Below are 15,702 nucleotides of genomic sequence, written 5' to 3' on the forward strand. Positions count from 1 at the left end.
AAAGATCAAATCAACGCCCAGTTCGGCGCTTGGCGCGCAAGGTCGGGTCTGCTTGTGTCGGGTCTTCGGGCCACGGATGTTTGGGATAGCGCCCGCGCATATCCTTGCGCACATCGGCATAGCTGGTGGACCAGAACCCCGGGATATCCATGGTGGTTTGCACGGGCCGTCCTGCCGGTGACAGCAGCGTGACCCGCAGCGGGGTTGCCCCGACCATCGGGTGTTGTGTCTGGCCGAACATTTCCTGCAAACGCAGGCTGATGTCCGGCATGTCGCCGCCATAGTCGATCGGAATGCGGCGGCCAAGCGGGGTTTCAAAATGCGCGGGCGCCTTGGCGTCAAGGCGCTGCATCTGCGCAAAATCCAGCCGGGCGCGTAGCGCGTCCAACATATCAAAGCGTTTCCAATCTTGGGCCGTTTTGACACCTGACAGGTAAGGCAGCAGCCATTCCTTCAGATCGGCCAGAAGGGCATCATCGGTCATGGCGGGCAGGTCATCCCCGGCGGCGCGCAGCAATTCGACCCGCGCGGCGAACCGCCGGGCCGCATCGCTCCAGTTCAGCCCCAGATCGCGGACACCCTCCAGCATGGCGGTGGCAATCGCCTCGGGCGGGGCGTCTTTCCAAATGCGGTCATCCAGCACCAATGCGCCAAACTGTTCTTGCCGTCGCGCCAAGACGCGGCGCTCGCGTTTGTCCCATTGGCAGACATCATGCCACGCAATCTGATCGCTGAACTGCGCCCGCAATTCGGCTTCGCTGATGGCGATGGCCTGCCTGATCCGCGCCTCACGCGGGTCACCATCCAGATCGGTGGCCACGATCAAGCGGGCTCCCGCCATGTCATCGCTATCGGGCATCACCGCGCCCTTGCCCCCTGACAAGACATAATGCGGGGCGTCACCTTTGCGGCGTAGGCCGACGCGATCCGGATAGGCCAGCGCGGTCATCTCGGCGTCTGTTACTCTATTTTCCGGTGTAACGCGCACTTGGCGCGACAATCGCTTGGCTTCGGATTTGATCCGTTCCAGCGCGCCGCGGTTAACGGCATGGGAATGGCGCCGTTCATAGCGGCGCAGGTCGCGCAGCGCGGTCAGGCGCAGGCCAAGATCCACCGGCGCGCCGCGCGCCAAAGGGTCACGATCCGACAGCAAAGCGGCCAACAGCGCCGCATCCGGCCCGGCCTTGGCGGTCATATGCGCCAGACGCGGATGCAGGGGCAGGGCGGCAATCGCTTTGCCATGTGGGGTGATCCGGTTTTGCGCATCCAATGCGCCCAACATCCGCAACAGCGCCTGCGCCTCGGCAAACACACCCGGATTGGGCGGGGTGAGAAAGGCCAGATTGTCGGGCGTGGCCCCCCACGCGGCCAGTTCAAGCGCCAGCCCTGCCAGATCAGCGGCCTCAATCTCAGCCGGGGGGTAGGCCAGCAATGCGCCCTCTTCGCCCTTGCTCCATAATCTGTAGCAGGTGCCGGGGGCGACGCGGCCCGCACGCCCGGCGCGCTGTGTGGCTTCGGCGCGGGTGACCGGTTCGGTCACCAGCCGTGACATACCACTTCCCGGATCGAACCGCGCCCGCCGCGCGCGCCCGCCATCCACAACCACGCGGATGTCTTGGATGGTCAACGAGGTTTCGGCGATCGACGTGGCCAACACGATTTTGCGCCCCTCGGTGGCGGGGGCAATGGCCGCGCGTTGGCGGGCAAACTCCATCGCGCCAAACAGCGGGTGCAGGTGGCACGACGCGGGCAAGCGATCTTTCAGCAGGGCTTCGACACGGCGGATTTCGCCCTCGCCGGGCAGAAAAACCAGAACGCCGCCATCGGTTTCGGTCACGGCGCGGGCGACCAGATCGGCCAGTGCGGGTTCAAATCGGGTTTGTTTGGGCACAGGCCGATCCAGCCAGCGGGTTTCAACCGGATAGCTGCGCCCCTCAGATGTGATGACTGGCGCATTGCCCATCAGATCAGCCACGGGGGCCGCATCCAGCGTGGCCGACATGGCCAGCAGGATCAGGTCATCCCTGAGCGCCCCGGCTACCTCAAGGCACAGCGCCAGCCCCAGATCGGCATTGAGCGAGCGTTCGTGAAATTCATCAAAAATCACCGCGCCGATGCCGGTCAATTCCGGGTCGGATTGGATCATCCGGGTCAGGATACCCTCGGTGACCACTTCGATACGGGTGCTTTTCGAGACTTTCGATTCACCGCGTACGCGATACCCGACGGTTTCACCGGGATGTTCCCCCAAGGTCTGGGCCATGCGTTCGGCTGCGGCGCGCGCGGCCAGGCGACGCGGCTCCAGCATCAGGATACGCCCGTCGGTCAGCCGCGCGGTCAGCATTTCCAAGGGCACGACGGTTGTTTTGCCGGCGCCGGGGGGCGCTTGTAGCACCGCGCGCCTGTGGTCGCGCAGCGCGGCGATCAAGGGGGCAATCGCATCATGGATGGGCAAGCTGTGGGTCATCTGCGCCTTATCCGCGATATGGGGGCGATTTTCCATAGGCGGGGCTGGTTTGCCGCTCTGGACATTCGGGGCTATGCCACGTCATGTAGGCGCCCGAGATCAATGCGAAACAGATAGGCTGCCGGACATCATGGATATCGAAACTCTCAGCGAGAAAATTCTGACGGGTGACCGGCGGGCCCTGTCGCGTGCGATTACCCTAATCGAAAGCTCTCGGGCCGATCATCGCGATCAGGCTGTGCAATTGATTGAACGGCTAAAAGATGCGCAACGGCAGGCCATCCGCGTTGGCCTGTCGGGCACGCCGGGGGTTGGCAAATCGACCTTTATCGAAAGTTTCGGTAAGATGTTGACGGGCCAAGGCCTGCGCGTGGCCGTGTTGGCGGTTGATCCGTCCAGCGCGCGGTCGGGTGGGTCCATTCTGGGGGACAAGACCCGGATGGAAGAGCTGTCTCGTGATCCGAATGCCTTTATCCGGCCCTCGCCGGCGCAATCGCATCTGGGCGGGGTGGCGCGCCGCACCCGCGAAGCCGTGACCGTCTGCGAGGCGGCTGGGTTCGACGTGGTGCTGATCGAAACCGTGGGGGTCGGGCAGTCGGAAACTGTGGTGGCCGAAATGTCGGATCTGTTCATTCTGTTGATCGCGCCTGCGGGCGGGGATGAATTGCAGGGCGTCAAACGCGGGATCATGGAAATTGCTGACATCATCCTGATCAACAAGGCCGATGGCGATCTGAAACCGGCGGCGACCAGAACCTGTTCTGACTATGCCGGTGCCTTGCGCCTGTTGCGCAAACGCCCCCAAGACCCGGCGGATTTCCCCAAGGCCATGATGGTATCCGCGTTAGAGCGGGACGGCCTGCAAAAAGCATGGGACGAGATGACGGCCCTCACCAATTGGCGGCGGGAAAACGGGCATTTTGATGCCCGCCGCGAGGCGCAGGCGCGCTATTGGTTCCAGCAAGAAGTGCGTCAGGGGCTGATGGCGCAGTTGGACACCCCGGAGGCCCGTGCGCGCATGCAGGATTTCGCCGAAAGGGTGGCCGCCGGGGACATCACACCGACCGTTGCCGCGCAGGAGCTTTTGCAAGGTTTGCGCGGTTGAGCGTCAGGCGCGGGCAAACCGGATGATTCCATCGACCAGACAGTCCAGACTGTCGGTCCAAGGCGCATCTGCGGGCAGGGCATCGGTGATCAACGATAGCTCGGTGCAGGCCACCAACAGGTGATCAGCCCCCTGATCCAGCAGAATGTGTGCTTGCTGTGCCAGATTGGCTTTCAGCGCCGCCTGAGATGCGCCTGCCTTGACCGCCCGGATGATATCCAAAATTGCGCCATCATCTGGGACGTTCACTGGGGTCAGCCCGCGTGCGGCAAAGGGCGTGTCGAACACGCCGGTCAATCGTGTTGCCGGTGAGGCCAACATGCCCACACGGTGCGCGCCCGCATCCGACAACGTTTCGGCGGTCAACTCCAGCATGTTCAGAAACGGCAGATCGGTCGCATCTTTGATCGCGTCGGCATAGTGATGCGCGGTGTTGCACGGCATGGCCAGTGCGGTTGCCCCCGCGATGTGCAAGCCGTAGGCCATGCTGGCCAGAACCGGGCCGGGATCGTCGCCGGTGCCGTCAATCAATGCCTTGATCCGGCTGGGCACCTGCGGGTTTTGATGCACGATCAGCGGGATGTGATCGGCGTCATCGTGGGCGGGCACGGCATCCAGACACTTTTGCATCAAAAGGATCGTCGCCTCGGGGCCCATGCCGCCCAAAATGCCAACAGGTTTCATATCGCCCGCCTCAGCCCTGCGCCTCGCGCTGTATCCTTGTGGATAGGGCGGGTGGGTCCAGACGGATATCAGCCGACCGCGCGTGGCCTTCCATGCGCTCGGCGCGGCTGATCCCGGCGCTAACGCGGGCCAGATCGGGCCGGGCGCGGTCATCGACCTTTTGCCATGTTACCGTCTTGAGGAACTTGTGCACCGAAAGCCCGCCGGTGTAGCGCGCGGCCCCCGATGTGGGCAGCACATGGTTTGGACCGGCGGCTTTGTCGCCGAAGGCCACGCTTGTGTCCTCGCCCAGAAACAGCGACCCGTAGGCGCGCAGCCGGTCACGCCACCATGGCAAATCCTGCGCTTGAACGTGCAGATGTTCGGCCGCGCGATCATCGGCGAATTGCGCCATATCTTCGCGGGTGTCGCACAGGGCAACCTCACCCAGATCACGCCATGCGATTTCGGCGGCTTCGCGATTCGGGCCCGGCAAATCGGCAATCAGATGCGGAATGCGCGCCAGCACTGCGTCGGCCAAGGGTTTGTGCGTGGTGGCCAGCCAAACAGGGCTGGTGGCCCCGTGCTCGGCCTGACCGACCAGATCAACCGCCACCACTTCGGGATCGGCAGTTTCGTCGGCCAGAACAAGGATATCCGTGGGGCCTGCAAACATGTCGATGCCGACGGGGCCGAACAATTGGCGTTTCGCCTCGGCCACATAGGCATTGCCGGGGCCGACAAGGATATCGGCAGGCGGTGCGCCGAACAGCCCGAACGCCATGGCCGCGATCCCTTGCACCCCGCCGATGCACAAGATGCGCGTGGCACCCGCAAGATGCATCGCGTAGAGCATCGCATCGGGAATGCCTTGCGCCCCGTTGGGCGGAGAACAGGCAGTGATGTCGGGCACACCGGCCTCGCGCGCGGTGGCGATTGACATCAGCGCACTGGCAATATGGGTGTAGCGTCCGCCCGGCACGTAGCATCCCGCCGCCGATAGGGGGATCTGCCGTTGACCGGCAATCAGGCCGGGGCGCAGCTCAACCTGCATGTCTTGCGCCGTGGCGCGCTGTGCGGCGGCGAAACGGCTGATGTTCTCATGTGCCCACTGAATATCGTCTTTCAGATCCTGCGGCACGCGGGCCACGGCCTGCGCGATCTGATCCGAGGTGACCGAGATATCGCCCTGCCATCCATCCAGACGCTGTGCATAATCCAAGGCGACTTGCGCGCCGCCCGTGCGCAGCCGGGCCAGCATGACCTGAACCGTATCACTGATATCGGCTGATGTTTGTGCTGGCTGTTCGGTGGCTGATTTCAAGAATTGGATGGTCATCGCGCAGTCTCCTTCGCCCTCCAAGTGAGGCCGAATCCCGACGCGCAGCAAGTGTTTTGAGCACCTCGTTCGCGCCTTTTTCCGCGCGCTGAAACTGTGCTTCGGCTAACCCAAAACTGTTTTCGTTTCTGTGTGTCCAGGCACTTCGTGCAACGGCGGCGTCTACAGGGTGGCGCGCAGACCTTTTGCCGCTTGTTCGATCAGGTCCAAAGCTTCGTTGAAATCACGGGTAAAATAAGGATCGGGCACGTGATCGGCGGTGCTGTCATCGGTGTAATCGGTGAACAGGCGAACCGGGGTTTCGTTGCCCGTGGGCCGCAGCCCTTCGATATCGCGCAGGTTTGCATCGTCCATGGCAAGGATCAGATCGAAGGCGTCGAAATCGCCTGCATGGAACTGCCGTGCGCGCAGCGTCGACAGATCGTAGCCGCGCGCCAATGCGGCCTGTTGCATCGGGCCATAAGGCGGCTTGCCGATATGCCAGTCGCCGGTGCCTGCGCTATCGCACTGCACATCTGGGGCAAGCCTGCGAAATATGCCCTCGGCGGCCGGGGACCGGCAGATGTTTCCAAGACAAACGAACAGGATACGGGTGGTCATGCGGGGCTCCTTTGGGCATCAATGCATAGGGCAAGGAGGCGTTATGGAAAAGATTGTAATTCTGACAGGGGCGGGCATTTCCGCCGAAAGCGGGCTGGGCACCTTTCGTGATGAAGGCGGGTTATGGGCGCAACACCGGATCGAGGATGTCGCCACGCCCGAAGGGTTTGCGCGTGACCCGGCGCTGGTGCATCGGTTCTACAACACGCGCCGTGCGCAGGCTGTTGATGCCGTGCCGAACGCCGCGCATGAGGCCTTGGCCCGGCTGGAAGCGCAGCATCGCGGTGAGGTCTGGATCGTGACGCAAAACGTGGATGGCCTGCATGAAAAGGCGGGCAATGCCAATGTGATGCATATGCATGGTGCCTTGGAGGGTGCCCTCTGCGCGGCTTGTGATCATCGGTGGCCCGCGCCGTTGGTGATGGACCCCAAGGATGTGTGCCCGTCATGCGGTGCCCCATGCACCCGGCCCGATATCGTTTGGTTCGGTGAAGTGCCCTATCAGATGGAGCGGATCTGGCAGTTGCTGGAACAGGCTGATGTTTTTGCCGCGATTGGAACTTCGGGGCAGGTCTATCCGGCGGCGGCCTTTGGCCAACATGCGGGCCGCGCCGGGGCGCATACTGTGGAGCTGAACATGGAGGCGTCGGTGAATGTCCGCGATTTTGCCGAAACACGCCATGGCCCCGCGTCGGTGGTGGTGCCGGCGTGGGTGGACGAGGTGTTGGCGGGGTGACCGCCCAGCCCGCTAGGGTGCGCCCTTTGTGGACGCTCCTAGTAAGCGCCTTGCGCGAATAGCGCCGAAGGCGCCGCGCGATCGCCAGACCGCGCGTCCTGCGGGTCTTGATGCAGGTTGCAACGAAGGGTCGGCCGTAGGCACCTTTGCTCGTTGTCAGCACAAGCCGCGTATTGACGGGCCGCGGTGCGGCGATCTACGGCTTGAGCCAAAAAAATTTATCCAAGTCACTGGCGCGAAACCTTAAATTGAAGCGCTATGACCAACCCAATCGCCGTGCCGGGGGGCGGCCCGGCGATGCGCGGCGGCGCTTTGCGCCTTGAAACCGCGCAAGGCAATGCCCGCTCCGTCTTGTATTACCGAAATTCGGTAGGTTTCTGTCCCGAAGTCGAGCCGCGCATGCAATGCGTTCGGAACCCTGCTCGCACCACAACACGAAAAAGGCCGGGCGGTTCGGCCCGGCCTTTCGACAGTGTTTCGCCAGCTTATTCGCTTTTGCCGTGCTGGTGGCTCATGCCGTGGTTTGGCTTGCGCTCCAGATCGACGGGTACGTCGACGGTGATGTCGCCGGCCTGTTCAAAGGTCAGTGTCAGGGGGATCGTGTCGCCCTGCTCGAACGGGTCGGTGATGCCCATGAACATGACGTGATTGCCGCCACGGACCAGCATCAGCGTTTCGCCCGCGGCCACGGGGAAGCCTTCTTCGACATGGATCATGCGCATCACGCCGTTTTCGTCTTCCTCGTGGGTGTGCAGCTCAACCAGTTCGGCCACGGGCGAGGCCGCGCCGATCAGCCGGTCATCGCTGCTGCTGTGGTTCATGACCTGCATGAAGGCCGCACCCGAGGTGGACATCATTGCCGAGGACCGCGCGTAGGGGTCTTGGACCATGATATCGGCGGCAAACGCGGGCAGGGTGAAGGATGCGGCGGCAAGGGCCGCCAAAGCGGTGGATTTAAAGGACATGGATGTATCTCCGGTCAAGAGTGTTGGGGGTCAGGTTGATCGTTCAGGCCCGTGCGGGCGGGCCGCGTGCCACGGCTGGCCCTGCCTCGGGGGTGTGAAAAACCAACTTGAAACCAACAGCTTCGGCTTTGATCCATGCGGTTGGGGCGGCCATGTTCGGCCCCGCATCCACCACGGCCTGAAACAGCGAGATCGCGCAGTCGGGGCAGATATGCGCCGGGCCTGTGGGCTGTCCGTCGACATCAACCAGCACTGCCAGCGGCCCGGTGCTGGTGCACAAAACAATGTGACCTTGCGGACCGGGGGCCATGCGGGCCTGCGCCATGCTGTGGCCCGTCAGGACCAGCAGGGCGGATAGGGCTACGGCAATAAAGGGCTGTGCTTTTCTCATCTTGGGCAAAATATAGGCAGTGGCCGGATGAAAGGTAAAGCGACAAAACGAAACAGCCCCGCCATATAGGCAGGGCTGTAAACGCATTTTAGATATCGCAAGGCTTAGGCGGCTGCGGTCTGCGCCTTGGCGATTTCTTTTTTGATCTTCAGGATACCAGCCGACAGGTCATCGTCCTTGGCTTTGGCAAGGAAGGCATCCAAACCACCACGGTGATCGACGCTGCGCAGCGCTGCGGCCGAGATGCGCATCTTGATGGCGCGGCCCAGTGTTTCGGATTGCAACGATACATCCTGCAAATTGGGCAGGTAGCGGCGCTTGGTTTTGTTGTTGGCGTGGCTGGAGTTGTTGCCAACCATCGGGCCTTTTCCGGTCAGTTCGCAGCGGCGCGACATGGGCTTTTCCTCGTGTTTGCTGGGGCTTGATGTGGCCCTGCTCAATACAAACGGGCACCGCCAGTGGCAGCGCCCCGAATTCATTGACCGGTCTTTAGGACCAAAGCGCTGGGGCGTCAAGGGATTCGGGCCGGGAATTCAAAGCCTCGGGCCTGCGCTGTGGAATTTCTACAAAGTTCACGATGCTGACGACCTTTGCCACAAATTGGCCCTTCGCGGCAGGGGTGTGCCTATGATGGGCATATATCAAGGACGCCGACAGGTTTCTTGTTGGGAATTCCGGTGGCCTGCTGATACCGTTCCCAAAGTAGGTGGGTCGCAAAATTATTGCCAGTCCGGGCAAGTTTTCTGTCGTCCCACGGTTAAAATGACAGGAGGCACCGCGATGGAGATATTCAAAGCAGAAGACCGGGCAAGCACTTTGGCCAGTGCTGATTATTTCACGGGCCGAGTGTGGCAAGACCCGGTTGTCAGCGCGCCTGCACCGGCACGGCTGCGAACCTTGCGGGTCACGTTCGAGCCGGGGGCGCGCACCGCGTGGCACACGCATCCGTTGGGGCAAACGCTGTATGTTCTGTCGGGTGTCGGGCTGATCGGGTTGCGCGGTGAGGCGCCAAAGCTCATCCGGCCCGGCGATACGGTTTGGATTCCGCCCGGCGAAGAGCATTGGCATGGTGCAGGGCCGGACATGATGATGTGTCATCTGGCCATGCAAGAAGCCGATGAGCAGGGGCAGGCCGCCGATTGGCTAGAGCATGTCAGCGATACTGAGTATGGGCACGCGCCGGTCTGACAAGGGCCGACGCGTATTACCTGACAGGCTGCAACTGCGGAAATGACGCTTTTGTCGCTGAACATTGTTTTTGGTCAAAGCACTGGCACGATGCGTGCCGTATCATGACGTAAAAGAGGAGTTTGCTATGCAGTTTCAATTCAATACCGACGCCCATATTCAAGGCGATGAGGCCCTGTCGGATCAGGCCGAGCAGATCGTGACCGGGGGCTTGGGCCATTTGACCGAAAGGCTATCGCGTCTTGAGGTGCATCTGGCCGATGTGAATGCCGACAAGGGCGGTGCCGATGACATCCACTGCACGATTGAGGCGCGGCCCGAGGGTATGCAGCCACAGGCTGTGACGCATAGCGATGCCACGGTCGAGGCGGCGCTGCGCGGTGGTGCCAAGAAGCTGAAATCATTGCTGGACAGCGAGTTTGGCAAGCTGGACCGGCGCTGATGTTGCGGATTGGTTCGCAACATCCGGTCGGGTCGGGCGCGCACAAGGTCTTGTGCGATGCCTGATGTCCGGGGTTTGCGGGGCGTCGTGCCCTATCTGCCTACGCCTTTGACCTCTGCGGGCGTGGTGGATGAAGCCGCCTTGCAGCGTCTGGTCGATCATCTGATCGACAGCGGTGTGCACGGGCTGACCGCTCTAGGCTCGACCGGGGAATTCGCCTATCTGGATTTCGCCGCCAAGGAACGGGTGGTCGCCGCCACGGTTGAGGCGGCCAAGGGCCGTGTGCCTGTGATTGCAGGCGTTGCCGCCACGACCACGGTTGACGCCGTCAAACAGGCCAAGCGCTGGGCCGAATTGGGCGCGGATGGTATTCTGGCGGTGCTCGAGGCGTATTTTCCGGTGCCCGATGACGGCGTTATTGACTATTTCACCGCCGTCGCGGATGCCACTGATCTGCCCGTAACCCTGTATACCAACCCGAATTTCCAGCGTGCCGATCTGTCTTTGCCGGTGATTGATCGGCTGTCGCACCATCCCAATATTGCGTTTCTCAAGGATGCGTCCACCAATACCGGGCGGCTGTTGTCGGTGATGAACATGACCGAGGGCCGGATCGGGGTGTTCGCGGCCTCGTCGCATATTACGGTTGCCGTTATGCTGATTGGCGAGCGCGGCTGGCTGGCGGGGCCGTCCTGCCTGACCCCACGGCAAAGCGTGCGCCTGTTCGAGCTGTGCGAGGCTGGCGATTGGACGGGCGCGATGGCGTTGCAGCGCGAGTTATGGGCGGTCAATCAGGTCTTTGCCCGGTTCAACTTGGCCGGGGCGGTCAAGGCAGGGCTGACATTGCAGGGGTTCGATTGCGGTCAGCCCGCCCCACCGCAAGCCGCGCTGTCGCCCGATGCGGTTGAGGAAGTGCGCCGCGTTCTGGCGCAGGTCGGCGCGCTATGATGGATAAGCAGGGGCCATTGCGGCCCCTGCCGTGGTTCAGTTGCGCCCGTGCGGGGCGCTCAGGTCCAACACCGGGCCGGTGGGCACAATCCGGTGCGGATTGATCATGTCATGGCTGTAGTAATAATGCCGGGTGATATGATCGAAATTCACCGTCTCGGCCACACCGGGCCATTGGTATAGCTCGCGGACGTAGCCCCACAGGTTGGGATAATCCACGATCCGCGCGCGGTTGCATTTGAAATGCGTGTGATAGACCGCATCAAACCGGATCAGCGTGGTGAACAGCCGCCAGTCGGACTCGGTCAGCTTGTCGCCCATCAGATAGCGATTGTCGGACAGGCGCTCTTCCAGCCAGTCAAGCGTCTCGAACAGCGGGCCGACCGCCTCGTCATAGGCTTGTTGACTGGTGGCGAAGCCGGATTTGTACACCCCGTTGTTGACGGTGTCGTAGATGCGGGCATTCACAAGCTCGATCGCATCGCGCAGGTCTGTGGGCCAGTAATCATCGGTGTTGCCGGTGATCGCGTCAAAGGCCGAATTGAACATCCGAATGATCTCGGCGGATTCGTTGGATACGATGGTATCGCGCTTGGTGTCCCACAAGATCGGCACGGTCACGCGGCCTGACACATCGGGATCGGCGCGCGTGTACAAGTCGCGCGCAAAGGCCAGATCGTGCAGGGTGTCGCCGGTGGTGCCGGGGTAATCGGTGCGAAATTCCCACCCCTCGCCCAGCATGTCGGGATGCACGACCGACACGCCGATATGATCGGTCAGCCCTTTGAGTGCGCGGAAGATCAAAGTGCGGTGCGCCCACGGGCAGGCCAGCGACACATACAAATGGTAACGGCCCGATTCGGCCTTGAACCCGTCGCGGCCTGAAGGCCCCGCGCTGCCATCAGCCGTGACCCAGTTGCGGAATTTCGACGTATCGCGCACGAAAGCGCCGCCGGTCGTGTCGGTGTCGTACCATTGGTCATGCCATTGGCCGTTGCGGAGATATCCCATGACTGCGCCTTTCCTTTATGAACGTTGCATCCGAGGTAGCGGTCTGCTTGCCGCGCTGCCAGCCCCATGGCTGCGCAGCGCCCGTGCGCGCCTGCACATGTCGCGACCCTCGCGCACAGTGGCGTTTCTTTGTTTGCGAAGGCTGGTCTAGCAGCTTATAGAACTAGCGACGATGCCCGCATGCGGGCCGGAAAGAGGTGCAGACGGGGCCGACCCACACCGGGGGCTGGATGTTTGCGGTCGTCGGTCACGGCGCGCCGTGACGTGCCTTTCTTTTTCCGGGTGCTGTGTGTGGGCAACTTACGGATCAGAAAGGGGACAACCCATGAGATACGCAACATTCATCGCGGCGCTGCTAGCCGCTGGCGGCGCGCAGGCCCATCCCGGACATCTGGCCGAGGTGGCGGGCCATGGCCATTGGCTGGGCGCGGCGGCGCTGGGCGCGGCCATTGCCATCGGGCTTTGGGCTGGCCTGAAGGGCCGCAAGGACGCCGAAGAGGCCGAGGCCGAAGAAACCGACGAAGACGAGCCGCAGGAGGCCTGAGCATGACAAAGACCGGCGTGATGATTTGTGGGCATGGCTCGCGCAGCCAATCGGCTGTGGATGAGTTCTCGACCCTTGCCGAAAAACTGCCGCCCTACCTGCCCGATGGCTGGGAGATGGAGTATGGCTATCTTGAGTTTGCCAATCCGGTGATCCGCGACGGTCTGGATAAATTGCGCGCCAAGGGGTGTGACCGCATCTTGGCTGTGCCCGGCATGTTGTTTGCCGCGATGCACTCCAAGAACGACATTCCCACGGTGCTGAACACCTATGCCGCCAAGCATGGTGTCGATGTCCGCTATGGCCGCGAACTGGCGGTTGATCCCAAGATGATCGCCGCCGCCGGGGCGCGGGTGCAAGACGCGGTGGATCGCGCCAACGCCGATCTGGGCGCGGTCAGTTTGCACGACACCTGCCTTGTGGTCATCGGGCGTGGTGCGTCGGACCCGGACGCCAACGGCAACGTCGCCAAGATCGCTAGGATGCTGCAAGAGGGCTTGGGCTTTGGCTGGTCCGAGGTGGGGTATTCCGGCGTTACCTTCCCGCTGGTTGAGCCATGCCTGCAGCATGTGGCCAAACTGGGCTACAAGCGGGTAATCGTGTTCCCGTATTTCCTGTTTTCGGGCATCTTGATTGATCGGATCTATGGCTTCACCGATCAGGTGGCCGCCGAACATCCCGGCATCGAATTCGTCAAGGCAGGCTATCTTGGCGATCACCCTAAAGTTCTGGAAACCTTCGCCGAACGGGTGACCGAACAGGCCGGGGCCAACCCGCCGCCCAATTGTGGCACCTGCCAGTATCGCACGCAGGTTCTGGCCATCGAGGGCAGCGATACGCAAGAAATCACCGCCGAACAGCGCCGCGCACTGGCCGCAGCCGCAGCCGCAGGCGACGGGCACCCGGCCTTTAGCGATGTGCCGCCGCCGACCTGCGTGCTGTGCAAATATCGCACCACTATTCTGGGATTCGAGGCCGAGGTGGGCGCGATACAGGAAAGCCACCACCACCATGTTGAAGGGCAAGGTGCCAGTGCGCCGGGCTCGAACGTGGCCGATTGCAGCTTGTGCGACACGTTCTGCACCGGGATGTGCCGCCTTGAGATGCAGGACCACGGCCACCACCACCATCATCACCACGATCATGATCACCACCACGACCATGACCACCATCATCATCACGCCGCCTATCCGCATGCAGACCATCCTTTGGGCCCGGAAAGCGCGCGGAAAACCAAGGCCTGAGCAGGTTTTTCTGCTTGCGATAATTACCCGCGTCGGAGGTTTCTGACGCGGGCCACCCAGTGAAAGATTTGCCTTTGCGCCCCTACGAGAAAAACCCCTCGGCGATCTATGCTGAAAGCTTTGCAACCGTGCGCCGCGAGGCGCGACTTGAGCGGTTTGGCCCCGGCATGGAGGCACTTGCGATCCGCGTGATCCATGCCTGCGGCATGGTCGAGGTGGCTGACCGGTTGGCGTACACTGCAAACGCCTATGCTGCAGGGCATGCGGCATTGCAGGCGGGTGCGCCGGTGTTGTGCGATTGTGAAATGGTCGGCGCCGGGATCATCCGTCGCTACCTGCCCGCCGAGAACGATGTGATCGTGACGTTGAACGATCCGCGCGTGCCCGCGATTGCGGCGGGCATCGGCAACACCCGGTCGGCGGCGGCGGTCGAGTTGTGGGCCGAACATCTGGAGGGGGCGGTCGTTGCCATCGGCAACGCGCCCACGGCCTTGTTTCATCTGCTGGAACTTCTTGACGAGGGCGCGCCGAAACCGGCGGTGATCCTTGGCTTTCCGGTGGGCTTTGTCGGCGCGGCGGAAAGCAAGGCGGAACTGGCGGATGCCCCGCGCGGTTGTGACTTCGTGGCGCTGCGCGGGCGGCGCGGTGGATCGGCGATTGCCAGTGCCGCCGTCAACGCGCTGGCGGCGGGTATTCCCGAGGGCACGGCGTGACCGGGGCGCTTGTCGCGCTCTGGCGTGCGCGCCGCGCAAGACCCTCGTGCAAAAAAGGGGCGCGCGATGTCGGTTGATCCGTGGCTGCATATTGTTGGCATTGGCGAGGATGGTCTGGACGGCTTGTTGCCCGCCACGCGTGCTGTTGTCGAAGCCGCCGAGGTGATCGTGGGCGCCGAGCGGCATCACGTTCTGGCGCAGGGCGTCGGTGCCACGCGTATCGCATGGCCGTCGCCGTTTGATGCCTTGATCGACACCTTGAATGGGTTGCGCGGGCAACGGGTTGTCGTGCTGGCCACCGGCGATCCCCTGTGGTTTTCAGTGGGGGCGCGGATCGGACGCGAACTCAACGCCGCCGAGATCACCTATCACCCGCAATTATCCGCCTTTCAGTTGGCGGCGGCGCGCATGGGCTGGAGCCTTGCAGACGTTGAAACCCTGACCGTGCATGGCCGCCCGGTGGAGCAGATGATTGCCTTTATCCAACCCGATGCGCGGCTGTTGATCCTGACCACGGGGGCGGACACGCCGGGCCAGATTGCCGCTTTTCTGGCCGAGCGTGGCTTTGGCCGCTCGAAGATGACGGTGCTGGCCCATATGGGCGGCGAGACCGAAGCACGGTTTGACGGGATTGCCGAAGGCTGGGATCATGAGGTGCCCGCCTTCAACACGCTGGCGGTCGAGTGTATCGCCGCGCCGGATGCCGCTTTGCTGCCCCGCGTGCCGGGGCTATCGGATGATCTGTTTCGCCATGATGGCACGATGACCAAACAAGAGGTGCGCGCCGCCACGCTAGCCAAGTTAATGCCGATGCGCGGGGCGCTTTTGTGGGATATCGGCACCGGCTGTGGCTCGGTTGCGGTCGAATGGATGCGCGCGGCGCGCTATGCCCGTGCCATCGGGATTGAGCCGCGCGCCGATCGACGCGCTTTGGCGGCGGCCAATGCGCTGGCCCTTGGCGCGCCCAAGCTGGACCTGATCGACGGGCGCGTGCCCGAGGCCTTGGACGGCCTGGCGGCCCCCGACGCCGTGTTTATCGGTGGCGGCCTGAGCCGTGAGACATTTGACGCAGCCTGGGCTGCGCTGCGGCCCTTGGGGCGTATGGTGTGCAATGCCGTCACGCTGGAAAGCGAGGCGCTGCTTTTGGCGTTGCACAAGGAATTTGGCGGGCAGCTGGTGAAGCTGTCGGTCAACCGGGCCGAACCGGTGGGTGGGCTGACCGGCTGGCGGCCCTTGATGCCGGTGACCCAGTGGAGCCTTGTGAAGCGATGAGCGATGGACAGTGCCGGGTGGCGGCTGTCGGAGCCTCCGGCGGGAGTATTTTGGGAACAATGAAGATGGGGCAC

The 15,702-nt window shown here is 62.8% G+C and carries 17 protein-coding genes; 9 read left to right on the forward strand and 8 right to left on the reverse strand.

Annotated features, from left to right (window positions below; genetic code table 11):
- Positions 1 to 10: 10 nt before the first annotated feature.
- The gene (gene hrpB / locus HAT86_RS07865; protein ID WP_167195461.1) at positions 11 to 2,467 is read right to left on the reverse strand and encodes an ATP-dependent helicase HrpB; all 2,457 of its coding nucleotides are present in this window, start codon (positions 2,465 to 2,467) and stop codon (positions 11 to 13) included.
- Positions 2,468 to 2,597: 130 nt separating this feature from the next.
- Here hrpB and meaB point away from each other — a divergent pair, with 130 nt between their 5' ends.
- On the forward strand, positions 2,598 to 3,572 hold the full coding sequence (gene meaB / locus HAT86_RS07870; RefSeq protein WP_167195464.1) for a methylmalonyl Co-A mutase-associated GTPase MeaB: 975 nt from the start codon (positions 2,598 to 2,600) through the stop codon (positions 3,570 to 3,572).
- A gap of 3 nt (positions 3,573 to 3,575) precedes the next feature.
- Here the strand turns inward: meaB and cuyB are convergent, their stop codons facing one another.
- From cuyB to HAT86_RS07885, 3 genes are all read right to left on the reverse strand, one after another.
- Positions 3,576 to 4,256, reverse strand: a complete 681-nt coding sequence (gene cuyB / locus HAT86_RS07875) for a cysteate racemase (protein ID WP_167195466.1) — start codon at positions 4,254 to 4,256, stop codon at positions 3,576 to 3,578.
- Between the two features lie 10 nt (positions 4,257 to 4,266).
- Positions 4,267 to 5,574: a histidinol dehydrogenase gene (gene hisD / locus HAT86_RS07880; protein WP_167195468.1), complete on the reverse strand. Its 1,308-nt coding sequence runs from the start codon at positions 5,572 to 5,574 to the stop codon at positions 4,267 to 4,269.
- A gap of 162 nt (positions 5,575 to 5,736) precedes the next feature.
- Positions 5,737 to 6,174 carry a low molecular weight protein-tyrosine-phosphatase gene (locus HAT86_RS07885; protein ID WP_167195470.1) on the reverse strand — a complete coding sequence of 146 codons (438 nt, stop codon included), beginning with the start codon at positions 6,172 to 6,174 and terminating at the stop codon, positions 5,737 to 5,739.
- Between the two features lie 43 nt (positions 6,175 to 6,217).
- Between HAT86_RS07885 and HAT86_RS07890 the strand changes: the two genes are divergently transcribed.
- Entirely contained in the window at positions 6,218 to 6,910 is a 693-nt protein-coding gene (locus tag HAT86_RS07890) for an NAD-dependent deacylase (protein WP_167195472.1), read from the forward strand.
- 485 nt (positions 6,911 to 7,395) lie between these two features.
- Here the strand turns inward: HAT86_RS07890 and HAT86_RS07895 are convergent, their stop codons facing one another.
- The 3 genes from HAT86_RS07895 to rpmB all read right to left on the reverse strand — a co-directional run bounded on the left by HAT86_RS07895 (position 7,396) and on the right by rpmB (position 8,661).
- Positions 7,396 to 7,875 carry a copper chaperone PCu(A)C gene (locus HAT86_RS07895; RefSeq protein ID WP_167195474.1) on the reverse strand — a complete coding sequence of 160 codons (480 nt, stop codon included), beginning with the start codon at positions 7,873 to 7,875 and terminating at the stop codon, positions 7,396 to 7,398.
- Between the two features lie 43 nt (positions 7,876 to 7,918).
- Complete coding sequence (locus tag HAT86_RS07900) at positions 7,919 to 8,266, reverse strand: hypothetical protein (RefSeq protein WP_167195476.1); 348 nt, start codon at positions 8,264 to 8,266, stop codon at positions 7,919 to 7,921.
- A 104-nt stretch (positions 8,267 to 8,370) separates the two neighbouring features.
- Positions 8,371 to 8,661, reverse strand: coding sequence for a 50S ribosomal protein L28 (gene rpmB / locus HAT86_RS07905; protein ID WP_167195478.1), 291 nt, complete (start codon positions 8,659 to 8,661; stop codon positions 8,371 to 8,373).
- A gap of 385 nt (positions 8,662 to 9,046) precedes the next feature.
- Between rpmB and HAT86_RS07910 the strand changes: the two genes are divergently transcribed.
- The 3 genes from HAT86_RS07910 (at position 9,047) to HAT86_RS07920 (ending at position 10,844) form a co-directional block, all read left to right on the forward strand.
- On the forward strand, positions 9,047 to 9,454 hold the full coding sequence (locus HAT86_RS07910; RefSeq protein ID WP_167195480.1) for a (R)-mandelonitrile lyase: 408 nt from the start codon (positions 9,047 to 9,049) through the stop codon (positions 9,452 to 9,454).
- A 127-nt stretch (positions 9,455 to 9,581) separates the two neighbouring features.
- Positions 9,582 to 9,896, forward strand: coding sequence for an HPF/RaiA family ribosome-associated protein (locus HAT86_RS07915; RefSeq protein ID WP_167195482.1), 315 nt, complete (start codon positions 9,582 to 9,584; stop codon positions 9,894 to 9,896).
- Positions 9,897 to 9,953: 57 nt separating this feature from the next.
- Positions 9,954 to 10,844: a dihydrodipicolinate synthase family protein gene (locus tag HAT86_RS07920; RefSeq protein WP_167195484.1), complete on the forward strand. Its 891-nt coding sequence runs from the start codon at positions 9,954 to 9,956 to the stop codon at positions 10,842 to 10,844.
- Positions 10,845 to 10,880: 36 nt separating this feature from the next.
- Here the strand turns inward: HAT86_RS07920 and HAT86_RS07925 are convergent, their stop codons facing one another.
- Complete coding sequence (locus HAT86_RS07925; protein WP_167195486.1) at positions 10,881 to 11,855, reverse strand: glutathione S-transferase family protein; 975 nt, start codon at positions 11,853 to 11,855, stop codon at positions 10,881 to 10,883.
- A gap of 325 nt (positions 11,856 to 12,180) precedes the next feature.
- Between HAT86_RS07925 and HAT86_RS07930 the strand changes: the two genes are divergently transcribed.
- The 4 genes from HAT86_RS07930 to cbiE all read left to right on the forward strand — a co-directional run bounded on the left by HAT86_RS07930 (position 12,181) and on the right by cbiE (position 15,628).
- The gene (locus tag HAT86_RS07930) at positions 12,181 to 12,399 is read left to right on the forward strand and encodes a DUF6732 family protein (protein WP_167195489.1); all 219 of its coding nucleotides are present in this window, start codon (positions 12,181 to 12,183) and stop codon (positions 12,397 to 12,399) included.
- A gap of 2 nt (positions 12,400 to 12,401) precedes the next feature.
- Positions 12,402 to 13,643, forward strand: a complete 1,242-nt coding sequence (locus HAT86_RS07935) for a sirohydrochlorin chelatase (protein WP_167195492.1) — start codon at positions 12,402 to 12,404, stop codon at positions 13,641 to 13,643.
- Positions 13,644 to 13,711: 68 nt separating this feature from the next.
- The gene (locus tag HAT86_RS07940; RefSeq protein ID WP_167195655.1) at positions 13,712 to 14,356 is read left to right on the forward strand and encodes a precorrin-8X methylmutase; all 645 of its coding nucleotides are present in this window, start codon (positions 13,712 to 13,714) and stop codon (positions 14,354 to 14,356) included.
- Between the two features lie 66 nt (positions 14,357 to 14,422).
- Complete coding sequence (cbiE, locus tag HAT86_RS07945) at positions 14,423 to 15,628, forward strand: precorrin-6y C5,15-methyltransferase (decarboxylating) subunit CbiE (RefSeq protein WP_167195495.1); 1,206 nt, start codon at positions 14,423 to 14,425, stop codon at positions 15,626 to 15,628.
- Positions 15,629 to 15,702 lie beyond the last annotated feature (74 nt).

The organism is Roseovarius gahaiensis (genome assembly GCF_011601345.1).
Taxonomy (GTDB): domain Bacteria; phylum Pseudomonadota; class Alphaproteobacteria; order Rhodobacterales; family Rhodobacteraceae; genus Roseovarius; species Roseovarius gahaiensis.

Excerpts from the sequence above, each read along its gene's own strand:
- hrpB (WP_167195461.1), bottom strand. The coding sequence starts at position 2,467 with ATGACCCACAGCTTGCCCATCCATGATGCGATTGCCCCCTTGATCGCC.
- HAT86_RS07885 (WP_167195470.1), bottom strand. The coding sequence starts at position 6,174 with ATGACCACCCGTATCCTGTTCGTTTGTCTTGGAAACATCTGCCGGTCC.
- HAT86_RS07900 (WP_167195476.1), bottom strand. The coding sequence starts at position 8,266 with ATGAGAAAAGCACAGCCCTTTATTGCCGTAGCCCTATCCGCCCTGCTG.
- HAT86_RS07915 (WP_167195482.1), top strand. The coding sequence starts at position 9,582 with ATGCAGTTTCAATTCAATACCGACGCCCATATTCAAGGCGATGAGGCC.
- HAT86_RS07895 (WP_167195474.1), bottom strand. The coding sequence starts at position 7,875 with ATGTCCTTTAAATCCACCGCTTTGGCGGCCCTTGCCGCCGCATCCTTC.
- HAT86_RS07935 (WP_167195492.1), top strand. The coding sequence starts at position 12,402 with ATGACAAAGACCGGCGTGATGATTTGTGGGCATGGCTCGCGCAGCCAA.
- rpmB (WP_167195478.1), bottom strand. The coding sequence starts at position 8,661 with ATGTCGCGCCGCTGCGAACTGACCGGAAAAGGCCCGATGGTTGGCAAC.
- HAT86_RS07920 (WP_167195484.1), top strand. The coding sequence starts at position 9,954 with ATGCCTGATGTCCGGGGTTTGCGGGGCGTCGTGCCCTATCTGCCTACG.
- cuyB (WP_167195466.1), bottom strand. The coding sequence starts at position 4,256 with ATGAAACCTGTTGGCATTTTGGGCGGCATGGGCCCCGAGGCGACGATC.
- HAT86_RS07890 (WP_167195472.1), top strand. The coding sequence starts at position 6,218 with ATGGAAAAGATTGTAATTCTGACAGGGGCGGGCATTTCCGCCGAAAGC.
- hisD (WP_167195468.1), bottom strand. The coding sequence starts at position 5,574 with ATGACCATCCAATTCTTGAAATCAGCCACCGAACAGCCAGCACAAACA.
- HAT86_RS07930 (WP_167195489.1), top strand. The coding sequence starts at position 12,181 with ATGAGATACGCAACATTCATCGCGGCGCTGCTAGCCGCTGGCGGCGCG.
- HAT86_RS07925 (WP_167195486.1), bottom strand. The coding sequence starts at position 11,855 with ATGGGATATCTCCGCAACGGCCAATGGCATGACCAATGGTACGACACC.
- HAT86_RS07910 (WP_167195480.1), top strand. The coding sequence starts at position 9,047 with ATGGAGATATTCAAAGCAGAAGACCGGGCAAGCACTTTGGCCAGTGCT.
- meaB (WP_167195464.1), top strand. The coding sequence starts at position 2,598 with ATGGATATCGAAACTCTCAGCGAGAAAATTCTGACGGGTGACCGGCGG.
- cbiE (WP_167195495.1), top strand. The coding sequence starts at position 14,423 with ATGTCGGTTGATCCGTGGCTGCATATTGTTGGCATTGGCGAGGATGGT.